This window comes from Shimia sp., assembly GCF_022448905.1.
GTDB lineage: Bacteria > Pseudomonadota > Alphaproteobacteria > Rhodobacterales > Rhodobacteraceae > Shimia.
Window position 1 is genome coordinate 215,273 of sequence record NZ_JAKVCW010000002.1, and the last position, 16,132, is coordinate 231,404.

At 59.7% G+C, this 16,132-nt stretch carries 13 protein-coding genes; 2 read left to right on the top strand and 11 right to left on the bottom strand.

Features of this window, described 5'->3' with window-relative positions:
- Positions 1 to 175 precede the first annotated feature (175 nt).
- From prfB to MK208_RS02830, 9 genes are all read right to left on the bottom strand, one after another.
- Entirely contained in the window at positions 176 to 1,303 is a 1,128-nt protein-coding gene (prfB, locus tag MK208_RS02790; RefSeq protein ID WP_294113677.1) for a peptide chain release factor 2, read from the bottom strand.
- Positions 1,304 to 1,440: 137 nt separating this feature from the next.
- Complete coding sequence (locus MK208_RS02795) at positions 1,441 to 3,165, bottom strand: methyl-accepting chemotaxis protein (RefSeq protein ID WP_294113679.1); 1,725 nt, start codon at positions 3,163 to 3,165, stop codon at positions 1,441 to 1,443.
- A gap of 48 nt (positions 3,166 to 3,213) precedes the next feature.
- Positions 3,214 to 3,753 carry a hypothetical protein gene (locus MK208_RS02800; RefSeq protein WP_294113680.1) on the bottom strand — a complete coding sequence of 180 codons (540 nt, stop codon included), beginning with the start codon at positions 3,751 to 3,753 and terminating at the stop codon, positions 3,214 to 3,216.
- 200 nt (positions 3,754 to 3,953) lie between these two features.
- Positions 3,954 to 6,509, bottom strand: a complete 2,556-nt coding sequence (locus MK208_RS02805) for a PBP1A family penicillin-binding protein (protein WP_294113681.1) — start codon at positions 6,507 to 6,509, stop codon at positions 3,954 to 3,956.
- Between the two features lie 123 nt (positions 6,510 to 6,632).
- Positions 6,633 to 7,154 (bottom strand): hypothetical protein, encoded by a 522-nt coding sequence (locus tag MK208_RS02810; protein ID WP_294113683.1) that lies wholly within the window; start codon positions 7,152 to 7,154, stop codon positions 6,633 to 6,635.
- A 189-nt stretch (positions 7,155 to 7,343) separates the two neighbouring features.
- Complete coding sequence (locus tag MK208_RS02815; protein WP_294113685.1) at positions 7,344 to 7,988, bottom strand: glutathione S-transferase family protein; 645 nt, start codon at positions 7,986 to 7,988, stop codon at positions 7,344 to 7,346.
- A gap of 93 nt (positions 7,989 to 8,081) precedes the next feature.
- Positions 8,082 to 8,513, bottom strand: a complete 432-nt coding sequence (locus MK208_RS02820; protein ID WP_294113687.1) for an NUDIX hydrolase — start codon at positions 8,511 to 8,513, stop codon at positions 8,082 to 8,084.
- 111 nt (positions 8,514 to 8,624) lie between these two features.
- Positions 8,625 to 9,854, bottom strand: coding sequence for an N-acetylmuramoyl-L-alanine amidase (locus MK208_RS02825; RefSeq protein ID WP_294113690.1), 1,230 nt, complete (start codon positions 9,852 to 9,854; stop codon positions 8,625 to 8,627).
- 150 nt (positions 9,855 to 10,004) lie between these two features.
- Complete coding sequence (locus tag MK208_RS02830) at positions 10,005 to 11,156, bottom strand: aminotransferase class I/II-fold pyridoxal phosphate-dependent enzyme (RefSeq protein WP_294113692.1); 1,152 nt, start codon at positions 11,154 to 11,156, stop codon at positions 10,005 to 10,007.
- A gap of 23 nt (positions 11,157 to 11,179) precedes the next feature.
- On the opposite strand from MK208_RS02830, the gene MK208_RS02835 reads away from it, so the two are divergent.
- A complete protein-coding gene (locus MK208_RS02835) occupies positions 11,180 to 12,544 on the top strand; it encodes a M48 family metalloprotease (RefSeq protein WP_294113694.1) in 1,365 nt (454 codons plus the stop codon).
- Between the two features lie 10 nt (positions 12,545 to 12,554).
- A complete protein-coding gene (locus tag MK208_RS02840; protein WP_366010370.1) occupies positions 12,555 to 13,310 on the top strand; it encodes a DsbA family protein in 756 nt (251 codons plus the stop codon).
- A 205-nt stretch (positions 13,311 to 13,515) separates the two neighbouring features.
- Here MK208_RS02840 and MK208_RS02845 read toward each other — a convergent pair whose 3' ends face one another.
- Both MK208_RS02845 and hemA read right to left on the bottom strand, forming a co-directional pair.
- A complete protein-coding gene (locus tag MK208_RS02845; protein WP_294113696.1) occupies positions 13,516 to 14,733 on the bottom strand; it encodes a helix-turn-helix domain-containing protein in 1,218 nt (405 codons plus the stop codon).
- Between the two features lie 110 nt (positions 14,734 to 14,843).
- Positions 14,844 to 16,067 (bottom strand): 5-aminolevulinate synthase, encoded by a 1,224-nt coding sequence (hemA, locus tag MK208_RS02850; protein WP_294113698.1) that lies wholly within the window; start codon positions 16,065 to 16,067, stop codon positions 14,844 to 14,846.
- Positions 16,068 to 16,132 lie beyond the last annotated feature (65 nt).

Genomic DNA, 16,132 nt, shown 5'->3' on the forward strand with positions numbered 1-16,132 from the left:
CCTGCTCCTCTTCCCGTTCAGAGGATCATGAACAGGTTAAACACACAAGCGCACGCACAAACAAAAAGCGCCCCATCTCCCGATGAAGCGCCTGCACATTCTCATTCCACAAATATCCTGGGGGAGTCACCGCGCGCGGTGACGGGGGCAAAGCCCCCACAAACCGGCTATTAAGTTAGTCCTCAGACTGCGCATCCGCGCGGCTCATGCCGGACACGTCCATCGCCAATGTCGCCGCCATCAACCCATCCAGATCGCCATCCAGCACGCCTTTGGTGTCGCTGGTCTCATAGCTGGTGCGCAGGTCTTTCACCATCTGATAGGGCTGCAACACGTAAGAGCGGATCTGGTTGCCCCAGCCAGCGTCACCGGCGTTTTCATGCACCTCGTTCACCAGCGCAGAGCGCTTGTCGAGCTCGATCTGATACAGCCGCGACTTCAGCGCTTTCATGGCAATGTCACGGTTCTGGTGCTGCGACTTCTCAGAGCTTGTCACCACAATCCCGGTGGGGTGGTGGGTAATCCGCACCGCCGAGTCGGTGGTGTTCACGTGCTGACCACCGGCGCCCGAGGAGCGATACGTATCGATCCGAATGTCTGCCGGGTTCACCTCAATCTCGATGTTGTCATCCACCACCGGATAGACCTTCACCGACGTAAACGACGTGTGGCGTTTGGCGGCGCTATCAAACGGCGAAATCCGCACCAAGCGGTGCACGCCGCTTTCGGACTTCAGCCAGCCATAGGCGTTGTGCCCGGAAATCTTATAGGCCGCCGATTTGATGCCCGCTTCTTCGCCCGCGCTCTCGGCCTGCAGCTCAACCTTGTAGCCTTTCTTCTCAGCCCAGCGCACATACATCCGCGCCAGCATGCTGGCCCAGTCACAGCTCTCCGTGCCGCCCGCACCAGAGTTGATCTCCAGGAAGGTGTCATTGCCATCGGCCTCACCATCCAGCAGCGCTTCCAGCTCTTTCTCCGCCGCCTTGACCGCCAGCGCCTTCAGCGCTTCTTCGGCCTCGGCCACAACCTCCTCATCCTCTTCCATCTCGCCCAATTCAATCAGCTCGATGTTGTCAGACAGCTCGGTCTCAATCGCGGTCACATTGTCCATCGCGTCCACCAAAGTCTGACGCTCCCGCATCAGCTTCTGCGCCGCTGCGGCGTCATCCCACAGGTTCGGATCTTCCACCCGCGCGTTGAACTCTTCCAGCCGATAGGCCGCAGTTTCCCAATCCATGCGCTGGCGCAACAGGGTCAGGGATTTTTCGATCTCTGTAACGGTGTTCTGAGCTTCAGCGCGCATGGGAAAAGACCTTCTTATGGGTTCAGATCAGCGTGATAGCGCAGCCCCGCCTGCCCCGCAAGTGACGACGCACGGCCAAGCGCTTCGCCCAGCCGTGCGTCATAGAGTTTTTCAGTGTGATCAGCTGGCTGCAGTGCTCACGCTGCCCGGCGCGCCGTGCCTTCCGGTGTCACCTTGAACACCGACACCTGCCCGGCCAGCTCACTGGCGTCGCTGTGCAGCACGGTGCTGGCGGCGGCGGTCTCTTCCACCATGGCGGCGTTTTGCTGGGTCACACGATCCAGCTCCGCCACACCACGGTTGATCCCGCTCAGGGTGTCCGCCTGACGCGCTGCGCCGTCGGCAATGCCGCTGATGTGCTCGGACACGGTGGCCACGCCACTGATGATCTTGGTCAACTCGTCGCCAGTGCAGCCCACCAATCGGACGCCCTCGTCCACGTGAGTCGCACTTTCGTTGATCAACTCTTTGATCTCCGCTGCAGACTCAGACGACCGCTGCGCCAGAGCGCGCACTTCGGAAGCCACAACCGCAAAGCCGCGCCCCGCGTCCCCGGCCCGCGCCGCTTCCACACCCGCGTTCAGCGCCAGCAGGTTGGTCTGGAACGAGATGTCGTCAATCACCGAGATGATCTGCGAAATTTTATCTGAAGACGCCTGAATCAACGACATCGCATCGACCGCTTGTTGCACCACATTGCCGCTGGATTGCACCGTCCGTTTTGTCCCCGCAACGATGGTTTCCACATTCCGGGCGCCTTCGGCAGCCGCGCTCACGCTGGCGGTCAACTCTTCCATCGCATGGGCGGTTTGCTCCAGCGTGGAGGCCTGGCTTTCGGTGCGGGTCGCCAGCGAGGTCGAAGACTCGCCAATCTCCTTGGAGCTTGCGCGAATGCGGTGGGAGTTCTCCACCACGGTTTCCATAATCGACACCAGCGTGACCAACGTGTTGTTGTAGTTCTCCCGCAGCGGCTCATAGCCTGCCGAGAAACGTTGCGCGATTGGATGGGTCAGATCGCCCTCGGCCAACCGCTGCAGCGCCGCTGTCAGCGCCTCAACCACACGGTCCTGCTCCTGCTGAGCCAGCTTCTGCTCCTGTTCCACTTCATGGGCTTCGGCCAGCTGCACTTTCAGGCCTTCAACCGTGCGGGAAATCCCGCCAATCTCGTCCCCGCGCTCTACGTGTTTTGCAGGCGTGTCATAGCGCCCCTCGGCAATGTCACGCACCACTTCGCGCACATCCTGCAGCGGATGGGATACCACGGTGCGGATCACCCAAGCGCACAGCGTACACATCACCAGAAAAACCACACCGGCGGTGGCAATTGACAGCATATTCGCCGCTTGGGCCTGCGCCAGTGCCTGATCCGGAGACCAAATGATCGCCACAGAGCCGGCAATCTTGCTGCCGTCTTTGCCGCTGCGCGCCGGCTCTGCCATTACATAGCCGCTTTCAGACCGCGCCGCTTTCCCGCTTTGCAGTGTTTTCTTAGCCAGCGCCGCAACGTCTGAGCCCGCGCCGCTTGGCTTGACACCGGAAGACCCAATGGCTTCGCCCGCTTTGTTGAAAGCCACCGCATACAACGCCTGCCCGTCTGCCCGCGCCAAAGTGGTGTCCAGAATGGTCTGCAGGGACTCGGTGTCGCCAAAGCGGATGGCACCGCTGGCGTTGGCTGCCGTGGAACTGGTCATCTCGGTGGCCAGTTGCAACAGACCGTTTTTGATCGACTTGGTCACCTGACGCTGGGAATCCACGGTCAGCATCGTGGCCACGATCAACGTGGTGCCCACAATCAACAGCGTGGCTTTTAAAAACACAGACAGCTTATCAAACAACGCCAGAACCGACGAAAACAACTTCATATTCTACTCCTGAAGAGACTGCGATCCCTGGAGGGGATCGCACAGCAATTATTCGAGGGTTTCTGCGTCCACACCAACGGTGATCGCGCCAATGCCGGTTCCGGTGTCCGGGTCCACAATGGTCATCGAAATCTGCACCTGATAGGTGCGGGTGGAGTCGTCCAGTTCCACTTCGCTGAAGTGATAGGCCTCCGGTCCCACGCTGTAAGTCTGCTGGTATTTGGCTTCGTCACCCTGCCACATGTCGGAGTTCACACCCGATAGCGCCACGTTCAGACCAACCGAATCCATCAGGGCAATCTCGGTGATCTGACCGGCGGAGGCTTCAACCTGCGTCCGCAGGAAATCGGCCGCCGGGTTTTCGATCACAGGTGTGATGGTCGGGGTCGCCGCTGCGCCCACTTCGGCACGCCAGGTGGTGTCCATCTGGTCGATGGTCGCCTGATCGTACCCCGCGGTCACGTCGTTCTGCGCCTTGATCGCAGACACCAAGATCGGATCCTGTGCCCAGGTGCGGATGTTGTCGTTCAGGAATGCTGCCATGGCAGGTTCATACTCGTTGGCCACAACAGGTGTCGCGGCCAGCATGGCCACAACGGCAAAAGCGTTTTTTTCATTGGAGGAGTCCTTGTTAGGCTGCAATTTGCTGCGCCTGCATAGGAGCCAAGTGTTGCCGCCTCGTTAACTGGACTGAGCGTTTGCGCGACCTGCGACATTCTGCACAAAAAAGCGGAAACCGCTTCCGGCTCCCGCTCATATTTCACTTTCCGGAGAGTAACTTACAGCGCTTAGTACAACCCGCCAGAGCTGACCGTGCCAAAGTCCGCCTTTGGCCCCACAACCCCGGTGCCGCCGGACGAGGTGGTCACCTGACGGCCACGCGACGAGGCCACTTCTTCCACCAGCGGCAAGTTGCTGCCCATGGCAAAGCCACCGTCATAGGCGATACCAAAGATTGGCTCCTCACCGTCTCGGAAGTACTCCGCCACCACACTGGCGCCGCTGGCATCATTGTCCAAACGTGCACCGGTATAACGGTCGATCTTGATAAAGTGGCCACCCGGCGGTACGCGGAATTTCCCGCCACCGTATTTCTTGATCGCCTCTTTCATGAACTCCTGGAACACCGGTCCGCATGTCGTACCACCATAGGTGCCCGCCCCCAATGGGCGCGGCCGGTCGTGACCAATGTAGCACCCCGCCACAATGTTGCTGGTGAAACCCACAAACCACACGTCTTTGGCTTCGTTGGTGGTCCCGGTCTTGCCTGCGACAGGCACCGGCAGGTTGATCTGGCTCGACGCGGTCCCCCGGCTCACAACCCCTTCCATCATCGAAGTCAGCTGATAGGCGGTGATCGCATCCATCACCCGCTCACGGTTGGTCACAATACGTGGCCCCCGGCTCTCTGGCACACTTGGGTCCAGACAATCAGTACATTCTCGCTGATCGTGGCGGTAAATCGTCTTACCATAACGGTCCTGCACGCGGTCGACCAAGGTCGGCTCCACACGCTCACCACCGTTGGCGAACATCGCATAGGCCGCGACCATCTGATAGAGCGTGGTCTCATCCGCACCCAGAGAGTTGGCCAAAAACGCGCCCATGTTGTCATAGACGCCAAAACGCTCTGCATAGCGCGCCACGGTCTCCATCCCAACTTCCTGCGCCAGACGAATGGTCATCAGGTTCCGGCTCATCTCAATACCGGTCCTGAGCGGCGTTGGGCCGTAAAATTTGTTGGTCGAGTTCTTAGGACGCCACACACCTTGGGGCGTGTTGATTTCAATTGGCGCGTCAATCACGATCGTCGCCGGGGAATAGCCACTGTCCAGCGCCGAAGCATAGACAAACGGCTTAAAGCTGGAACCCGGCTGACGCTTCGCCTGTGTCGCCCGGTTGAACACCGTGTCTTGATAGCTGAAGCCCCCCTGCATGGCGATCACACGGCCGTTGTTGACGTCCATGGCCATAAAGCCGCCCTGCACCTCCGGCACCTGCCGCAGCGACCAGCGGATAAAGCTACCGTCTCTGTCCTTGGTCATCGCCCGCACCAGCACCACGTCGCCTTTGGAGACTAGATCGCCCGCCACCTTGGCCTTGCGCGCCAAAGTGCCGTCTTCCAACCGCTTACGCGCCCACTGCGCGTCCTTGGCTGGAATCCAATGGCCGTCATCGTCCTCATCGACACCTTCAATGCCAACGCGCGCATCGTTGCTGCCCACTTCCAGCACCACCGCCGGATGCCACTGGCCTTCCAGATCCACATCGCGCGGGATTTCAACCGCACTCAGCGCCTCACGCCAGGCCGCCTCGTCGCCAAGCACCTCGTCTGGCAACACCTCACCCGTGCCACGCCACACACCGCGCGAACGGTCATATTTCTCAAGTGCCCGACGCAACGCCTTTGCCGCCACATCCTGCATTTCCGGATCTTCTGTGGACCGCACCGCCATGCCGCCGGAGAAGAACTCGTCTTCGCCAAAATCACGGCTCAGCTGGCGCCGAATTTCATCGGTGAAGTAATCCCGCGGCGGACGCTCGGTCTTGTAGCTCTCATAATCGCCGTTCTGCACCGACTTCAGCGGCAGCTCACGCTCGCTCTCATAAACCGCCTGCGTAATCACGCCATTCTCGGCCATTTCCTTGAGCACAAAGTTCCGCCGTGCCAGAACCCGATCCATGTTACGCACCGGGTGGAACTTGCCCGGCGCTTTTGGCATCGACGCCAGCGTCGCCGCCTCATGCGGTGCCAGCTCTTCCAAAGTCTTGTTGAAATAGGTCTGCGCCGCCGCCGCGACCCCATAGGAGTTTTGACCGAGGAAAATCTCGTTCATGTACAGCTCAAGGATCTGATCCTTGGACAGCGTATCCTCCACCCGTGTCGCCAGGATGATCTCTTTGATTTTACGTTCAATTTTCCGGTCACCGGAGAGCAGGAAGTTTTTCATCACCTGCTGCGTGATCGTCGACGCCCCGCGCACGTTGGAGCCCCGCGACTGCACCGCCTCCACAGCTGCCGCCGCGATACCACGTGCGTCATAACCGGAGTGCGTATAGAAGTTTTTGTCTTCCGCCGAGATAAACGCCTCTTTCACCAGCTCCGGAATCTCATCGGCTGGCACAAACAGACGGCGCTCTTTGGCAAATTCATCAATAATATGCCCCTCACCGGAATAAATCCGGCTGATCGTCGGCGGCTTATACTGCGCCAAGCTCTCATGGCTGGGCAGCTCCTGCCCATAAATCCAGAACACCGCCCCAATAGAGAGCGCCACCACGGCAATCCCCATGGTCACAAACGTAAAAATGGTCCCGAAGAACGAGAGGATGAATCGTATCACGCTGGAGGCCTTCTGAAGTCGCGTCTCAAGGCCCCTCTATATAGGGGGGCGATAGCGGGGTCAAAACACCTTGCTGCGATTGTTATGGGTGGGCGTGGTTTTGCCGGACCCACCCCACAAGAGTTACTTCACGTTCAGGTCACCGGAATGCTCCAGCGCCGCCTTGGCACATAGGATTAGCGCATCAAACCGGCTCTCTTGCAGGTTCAAAAAATAGCTCGGCAATTTGTCTCCGGCCCAGAAAACGACCTCCTCCCCGTCCGACATCTTTCCTTTGCCGCGCCCGGTCCCAGTGTGTTTGTGGTAATAGGCAAAGCGGGCACGTCCCGTGCGCCCGTCATCGCAGCTCACATTGGCCTTCGCCGCCCCAAACACCGTCCGCTTAAACGTCCCGCGGCAGGTGACTCCTAGATTGGTCTGCGCCGCGATCCGACCATTTTCAATGCCATGCACTTCGCCGAAAAACAGCTCATTTGGCGCCCCCAGAATGCACCCGATGACCCGGGTGCATTGGTTGCCGCGATCGGTGCATTTTGAGCCGGCATGCCCGGCCCCTGCCCCCACTGTCAGCGTTGCTACGCAAAACGTGAGAATTGACGTCGTTCTGGAAAATAGGGTCACAGGGAGCGCCTCGTGAATTGCCATTTGGTGACGGCCAGCCGTGGCTTCACCAGTCAAACCGATGTTTAGCGCCTCCTTTTGGCAAACGGCAACTTCAATATGCACAGGGCGAAGAAACGATCACCTAAAAGGCGAGCCGGTCCCCAGTTCCCTAACAAAGTAAGGGCGACACACACGGTGCCGCCCAACCTTCAAACTGTTTGGTCGTTTGATCTACTCCGCAGCCACCGGGAATCGCTCCCCCTCCCGCAGCTCAATCGCCTCAGCCCTTTGAAAGGCCGCGCGCGTTTTCAGGCGAGCCAGATACTCGCCAATGGGCCCGTCTTGTGGGATCAAGCCAATCATCTGCCCAAAGACAAGGTTGTTTCCAAGAGCCACATCCGCTGCAGTGAACGTCTCGCCCAACAGCCAAGGCCCCTCAGCCAATCCATCCGCCAGTACCTCCATCATCTGCTCAAACGAGCCCCAGGCCACAGTCGACGGCGACACTTCCCACTCAAACAGCTTCTGAGCATAGGCCGGCTCCATAATCGCACTGGCAAAGAACATCCAGCGGAGGTACTCGGCCCGCTTAGCGTCCGTCACCGCAGGCGCCAAACCCGCCGCCGCATAGAGATCCGCCAGATAAATCGCCATCGCGCCGATCTCTGGCACAGGCGTTTCCCCATCCACCACCAACGGCACTTTCCCCATCGGGTGCATCGCCAAATAATCCGCCTGTTTGTGACGGCCAGTGGCAAAATCAAAGCTTTCCAACTGGTACGGTTCGCCCAATTCCTCCAACAGCCAAAGCGCCGCAAAAGAGCGGGTGCGCGGGGCGAAATACAGGGTCAGGTTTGCAGGGGTGGTCTCAGACATTGTCTTTCCTCATGATTTGTCTCCATGAGGGGATAGGCACTAAGGTGACAGTTTATGTCCTATATGTGCCACCACGATCCGACGAATATTGACTTAGGCCACCTCCCGCTCCGCGAGATAGTCCGACAGCCGCGCCCGCATCATGGGCACCACATTGCTCATCCGCAAAAACCGCGCCACGTCCCACATCCGCCAGGCCTGCCCTTCCGCACCCAGCCGGATACGGTTGATGTCCAGCTCCGGCACCTCGGCAACGAAGAACCAGGTTGTACTCTTTCCATCCAAATCGGAGACATACTGACGTTTCCAGCGCAGGTCTGCTTCCCTCAACGTAAGTGACAACTCTTCCTTGAGTTCGCGCAACACACAGGCTTCCGGGCTTTCATCCGCGTCCCGCCCACCACCGGGCAAATCCCACATATCCGGATAGGGAATCTCAGGATCCTTGTCGCGCAGGATCGACACCAAGCGATCCCCTCTCAAAAGCGCCAGCTTGGCCCCGTGAAACCCGTCTGTCTCCTGCATTGCTGTCCGCCCTCTGTGCCTGCCAATTGCGGCCCACTCGACAAACTTCGCCGCTCAAAGGAAAGCGGTTTCCCGCCACCAAGACAAAACCAGCAACGCTCCGCCGACGCTCTACTGACGCACCAGAGCCCGTGCCGCCTTGTCTTCGACCACCCAGGCCAGCAACCCGTCGCGCAGCCCCGCCGCCATCGCTGCCCGCCAACCCGCGTCCTGCAAATTGGCCAGATCTTGCTGGCTCGACATAAAGCCCAGCTCCACCAGAACCGATGGCACATCCGCCGCCTTCAAAACCGAAAACCCACCGGTTCTCAGTGGTTTGCGATTCAACCTTACGGTGGTTTTCTTGAGTTCCCCCACCAGCGTCTCCGCCAACATCATCGTACGCGGCTGGGTCTCCAGACGCGCCAAATCGAGCAACACATCGGTCACCTCGTCATCTGCGCCGGACAGGTCCACGCCAGACAGAATATCCGCCCGATCATGACGCTCCGCCAACAAGGCAGAGGCCGCATCGCTGGCCTCTTCAGACAGCGTGTAAATCGTCGCGCCCTTGGCATTGCCCTGGCTTAAACTGTCCGCGTGCAACGACAAAAACACATCCGCCTGCGCCTGATGGGCAATCGCCACCCGCCCTTCCAGTGACACAAAGGCATCCTCATCACGGGTCAACACCACCTCAAACCCGCCAGCCCGGCGCAGTACATCCCGCAGTTCCCGCGCAAATAACAGCATCAGGTCTTTCTCCTGCGCCCCGTCCCGCTCGGCCCCCGGATCAATGCCGCCATGGCCTGGGTCAATTACTACCACCGTCGGCGCCCAATCCGGCTTGGCTTCCCGCGCAATCGCCGCGGTGTCCGCTGGCACCGGCAAATCCCAACGCGGATCATGTGGCGCGCCCGCCGTTTTGGCAAAGGCCAACGTATCACTTGGGGCCAACACCAGCTCCAGCCGCGCCCGTCCAGTGGCCTCTTCCACCACCATGCCCGCGCTTTCCACCGCAAAGGGACGCGCCAGATCAAGCACCATCCGGCTCCATCCAGGCCGATAGGCGCCAAACCGCACCGCCTCCACGCCGTCCACCGCGCCAAGTTCGTCGGCCGTCAGGTCTTCCCAATCAATCTCTTTGAAATCCAGCACCACCCGGCGCGGCTCATCCAGCGTGAACACCCGCCAGGGCACGCCTTGGCTCAAGCTCAACTTCAGCTCCGCCGCTCCGCGCCAGCCCTCTGACAGCCCGCTTTCTGCACGATCCAACCGTGCCAGCGCCGAAAACTCTTGTTCTTGCGCGCAGACCACACCGGCCCAAACCATCACAATAAAAGCCCAAAACACTCTGCTCATGCTGCCGCCTTGCCCGCTGTTGCGCGTCTTCTTTGGCGACACAGTACAACAGCGTGCCGCCCATCGCCACGCCGTGTGTTCTCATTCCGCAAATATCCTGGGGGAGTCGCCAAATGGCGACGGGGGCAACGCCCCCGATACTCTTACGCCTTAGACAAATCCACGCGCGGCCATGAACATCTTCAGCCGCGCCAGACCTTCTTCGATGTCCGCTGTACTGCGCGCATAGGAGAACCGCAGAGTCTGATGGCCGCGCACCGGATCAAAATCCAACCCCGGCGTTGCGGCCACCCCCGCTTCCTCCAACAACTCCCGTGCAAAGACTCGGCTATCTTGGGTAAAGCCGCTCACATCCACGTAGAAGTAAAACGCCCCATCCGGTGGTGCAAACTGCGTGAACCCCGCTTTTGGCAAGCCCTCCGCCATCAAGGCCCGATTGGCGCGATACACCGCCATATTGGCTTCCAGTTCCTCATGGCAATCCATCGCCGCCAAAGCTGCCACCTGGCTGGCATGGCTCGCGCAAATGAACATGTTCTGCGCCAGTCGCTCGATCTTGCGCACGTGATCGTCGGGCACAACCATCCAGCCAACACGCCAACCGGTCATGCTGAAATACTTGGAGAAACTGTTGATCACATAACACTCATCGGTGAGTTCCAGCGCCGTGACCGCCTTCGCCTCATATTCAATGCCATGGTAAATCTCGTCGCTGATGAAGGCCGCGTCTTTCTCACGACACAGATCAATCAACGCCCCCATCGCCGCATTATCGAGCATCGTCCCCGTTGGGTTTGCAGGCGAGGCCACCATCAGCCCTTCAAAATCCAACGCGCCCAAATCATCCGGCACCGGCTGCAACCGGTTTTCCGGCGCGGTCTGCACGTCCAGCGGCTGCAGGCTCAGCGCCTTCAGAATCTGGCGATAGCTGGGATAACCCGGTGCGCCAATCGCCACCCGTTCACCGGCATCAAACAACGCGGAAAACGCCAGCAAAAATGCCCCCGAGGAGCCCGGCGTGACAATCACCCGGCTCGGATCAAGGTCCACATTGTACCATTCGCCATACAGCTGCGCGATCCGTGCGCGCAGCGCTGGCAAGCCCAAAGCCACCGTGTAGCCCATCGCGTCTTCCGCCATCGCCTCGGTCAGCGCCTTGCGCGCGCCTTCCGGCGCCGCCGTGCCCGGCTGACCCACTTCCATATGGATGATGTGGCGCCCATCCGCCTCAGCCTGGCGCGCCGCTTCCATCACATCCATCACAATAAAGGGATCAACCGCCCCACGCCTTGAAGTCCGCATCAAATTCGTTCCTATTGTCGCTCATGAGGTTTCACCGCGAAATGACGGCGCCGTCAATCACCGCTTTGCGCGCCCGCGTCGTCACGCTGTTGACGGCGCTTGCGCTTGTGATCTCCTCAACCGCCGCCAACGCCGTGTCTTTGCTGCGTGACCCTGACATCGAACATGCCCTCCAACGCATGGCCGCCCCGGTGCTTTATGCCGCAGGGCTGGGCGGCAATATCAAAATCCTGATGGTCGACGACCAGCGCTTAAACGCCTTTGTCATCGACCACGGCCACATCTTCATCAACTCCGGCATGATCATGCGCATGAACACGCCGGAAATGCTGCAATCGGTGATCGCCCACGAAGCCGCCCATATCGCCAACGGACATATCGCGCGGCGTATGGCCAACCTCGATTCGGCCCGCACCACCGCCGGCCTTGGCCTCGCGCTAGGACTGGCCGCCGCCGCGGTCTCTGGACGCGGCGACGTCGGCGCAGCCCTGGCCTTTGGCACACAAAGCTCTGCCCTGCGACAGTTCCTTGCCCACACCCGTGCGGAAGAATCCTCCGCCGACCAATCCGGCATCCGCTACCTCGCCCGCGCCGGCATCGACCCGTCCGGCACGCTGGACGTGCACCGCCTGTTTGAAGGCCAGGAGCTCCTCGCTGCGTCCCGCCAAGACCCCTACATGCGTACCCACCCGCTGACTCGCGATCGCCTGCGCGCGGCCGAAGGCTTTGTGGCGGCCTATGCGGGCAATGCCAAACCCAACCCGGAACTCGACTACTGGTACGACCGCGCGCGCGGCAAAACCACCGCCTTCATCCGCCCCACCAAATGGACCCTGTCGCGCTATCAGGAAAGCAAAGCCGAAGACGTGCGCCACATGCGCCTCGCCGTGGCTTACCACCGGCAACAGAATACCGCCAAGGCGCTCTCCCACATCGACCAGGCCCTCGCCGCCCGCCCTGACGACGCCTATTACTACGAACTTAAGGCGCAAATCCTCCTGGAAAGCCGCCAGTTCCAAAACGCCGTCACAGCCTATAAAAGGGCTGATGCGCTTGCCCCCGGCAATGCCTTAATCCTCGGCGGACTTGGCCGCGCGCTTCTGACCGTGAACCGCCCCAAAGAAGCTCTGCAATATCTCGAAGCCGCCCGCGCCCGAGACTTCCGCGATGCACGGGTCCTGCGCGACCTCGGTTCCGCCTACGCGCAAACCAACCAGCACGGCATGGCCTCGCTTCTGGCCGCCGAACGCTACGCGCTCGCCAACCGACTGGACGACGCAGAAATCCACGCCCGCCGCGCCATGGCCCGCCTTCCCCAAGGCTCCAGCGCATTTAACCGGGCCGACGACATCGCCCGCGCTGCCAAGCGCCGCAAAGACAAGAAATGAGGAAAATCCCATGAGCACTTTGAAAACCAAACTGGCCAGTTCCGCCCTGGCACTCGCCTTGGCCGCCGCCCCTGCGCTGGCCTTTGACATCGACAAGCTGTCGGATGCCGAACGCGAAGCCTTCCGCGCCGAAGTCCGCGCCTACCTGCTGGAAAACCCGGAAGTCATCATGGAAGCCGTCGCTGTACTGGAAGAGCGCAGCGCCGCCGCCCAAGCCACCGCCGACTTTGATCTGGTGACCGCCAACGCCGACCGCCTGTTTGACGACGGCTACAGCTATGTCGGCGGCAATCTCGAAGGCGACATCACCATCGTGGAGTTTGTCGACTACCGCTGCGGCTACTGCCGCAAAGCCCATGACGAAGTGGCCGAGCTGATCAAATCAGACGGCAACATCCGTTTCATCGTAAAAGAATACCCGATCCTCGGCGAAGCCAGCGACCTCAGCTCCCGCTTTGCCATCGCGGTGAAGCAAAAGGTGGGTGATGAAGCTTACAAGCTAACCGCCGACACGCTGATCAAAATGCGCGGCGACGTAAACGAGAAATCCCTGCGCAAACTGGCCAAGGGTCTCGGCTTTGACGCGGACATGATCCTGGATCACATGGACGCGCCGGACGTGGAAAAAGAAATCGCCACCACCCGCGCCCTCGCCCGTGACCTGAACATCACCGGCACGCCAAGCTTTGTCTTCCACGACGAAATGGTGCGCGGCTACGTGCCGCTCAAAGGCATGCAGGCGATTGTAAAAGACAAACGCAGCTAAGTCTTCCGCCAACCAAACAGCTTAACACCGCAGCGCCCCCGTTGCGGTGTTTTGCGTCCCGCGCCCGTTGCGCAGCGCACGCTGGCTTCATCAGGCCGTTTCGAAAATTGGCACCTCCGCAATACAGCCGCGATACCGACAGAATACCGACGTAAAAAAACGGCCCCTGAGGGCCGTTAATTTTTTAGTCGTGAGCGAAATTGGATCACTCGTCTGCGACAACCACATTTTGCGCCGCCGCCAAAGCCACGATCTTTGCCAGTTCCGGATCACCGTTCAAATCCGCCACCGCAAAGCTCTCCTTGACCGAATCCGTTGCCAGCGCGAGGTTGCGCACCGTGCCGGTGCCTTCGCCTGCCGGACCGTAAAGCTCACCATTCACCTTGAAGTACACCGAACCGGACATACCGGCGCGCAGTGTGGGTGGCTCCTCCGTCGCAGGCAGGACATATTCCTCACCTGCGTCGAGAATTTTCTCAAACAAAACAGAGCCATCCGCTGCACGCACCCGCACCCACGCAGGCCGCACCGCCATCAGCACTAACTCTGGCGCGTCGTCCTCAACCACCTTTGGCACAGGCAGTTTGTCCTCAACCGGCGTAGCCATCGCCACAGCCGCAGGGATCTCCGGTGTAAACACACCGATGTTGTTGGGGTTCAGTTGCGAAATCGGCGCATCCCGCGCCACCAACACCGGCACATCCAGCGCCTGTGGGCGATACAAACGATCCAACGCCTCAGATGGCGCAAACACGCCTGCCCCGGCCGTCGCCACCTCTGTGCTCGCCCCGTCCGCATCTGTGGCCACAGGCGCACGCCCGGCCCCATCCAGCGGATCCAAGTCGCTCAGAACCACTGGAGATTGCTCCACCGGTGCCAGAGTAACCCGTTGAATTTCATTGAGAACCGACCAGCCGCCATAGCCAATCCCGGCGATCAGCGCGACCAGCACCAACGAGGAGCCAACCGCCCGCATCTCTACCCGCGACAGCAGCGATTCCTGCACCGGTGTGAACGGCGTGTTGGACGAGGAGAACGGATCATTGCCCGTCATCGCCGGCGCAATGGTCTCTGTCTTACGGGTGCCAGAGGCCTCCGCAGACATCCCATGTGCTGTGGAAAACCCACTTTCGGCGCAGAAAAACTCAAACGCCACTTCCGGATCCATATTCAGGTATCGTGCATAAGAGCGCACATACCCGGCAATAAATCCTGGCGTTTCAAAAGCAGAGGGATCGCAGTTTTCGATGGCTGCAATGTAGCTCGCTCGGATTCGCAGCTCCCGTTGCACATCCAGCAGCGACTTCCCCATAGTCGCTCGTTCGCCGCGCATCATGTCGCCAAGTTGCACGTCAAAATCGTCATACCCTTTCGGGCCTTCGTCTACCGTTTCGGTATCGCGCTTGAATCTGCGCCCGATCATCCCACTGGCCTCTTATTGCACTGCCGGTTCTGAAAGTCCCCGATTCGAACCGATCCCCTTGTTAGGTATGAATATAACACAAACAAGGGGTACTACACTAAGAGTTCATTTTACCCCGCCATATCGGCACGATTCAGCGCACAGTGGCTCCAGAGGGCGTCCATTGCACCTACAAGAGCATCAATTTCCTTCGGCCCATGCACCGGCGACGGCGTGAACCGGAGGCGCTCTGTGCCGCGTGGCACAGTCGGGAAATTGATCGGCTGCACATAGATGCCGTAGTCTTCCAACAGGTGATCAGACAGCACTTTGGTATGCACAGGATTTCCGACAATCACAGGCACGATATGGCTGCCGTGATCGATGATGGGCAGACCTAGACCTTTCAGACGCAGCTTCAGAATTTGCGCCTGAGTCTGGTGTTTTTCACGCAGCGCCTGGTCGGTTTTCAAGTGCGCGACAGAGGCCGCGGCACCGGCTGCAACAGCGGGTGGCAAAGACGTCGTGAAAATGAAGCCCGGCGCGTAAGACCTTACGGCGTCACACATTTTTTCAGAGGCCGCGATGTACCCCCCCATCACGCCATAGGCTTTGGCGAGGGTACCGTTGATGATGTCGATACGATGCGCAAGGGTGTCGCGCTCAGTCACACCGCCACCACGCGGGCCATACATGCCAACCGCGTGCACCTCATCGATATAGGTCAAGGCACCAAACTCATCGGCCAGATCACAAATGGCTTCGATGGGGCCAAAATCGCCGTCCATCGAGTAGACCGATTCAAAGGCAATCAGCTTTGGCGCAGCTGGATCATCCGCCTCTAAAAGCTCGCGCAGATGCGCCACATCATTGTGTTTGAAAATGCGTTTTGCGCCCCCATTGCGGCGCACGCCTTCAATCATCGAAGCGTGGTTCAACTCGTCCGAATAGATGATCAATCCAGGGAAGAGTTTTGGCAAAGTACTTAAAGTTGCATCATTTGCGATGTAGGCGCTGGTAAAAAGCAGGGCTGATTCTTTGCCGTGCAGGTCGGCAATCTCGGCTTCCAGGCGCTTGTGATAGACGGTTGTGCCAGAGATATTGCGCGTCCCACCAGAGCCTGCGCCGGTCGCATCCACAGCTTCATGCATCGCGTCCAGCACAACAGGGTGCTGGCCCATGCCGAGGTAGTCGTTGCCGCACCACACTGTTATGGGCTGTTCTTCGCCATCCGGGCGTGTCCATGTGGCATGTGGGAAATGGCCCTGCTTCCGTTCAATATCGATGAACGTGCGATAGCGTCCCTCTTCGTGCAAACGATTGAGTGCGTTATCTAGCTTTGCAGTGTAATCCACAGTGGCTTTCCTTCTTACCGGTCTGGGCGACCTGGCGTCGCAACACCCATCAGGGCATTGGCGCT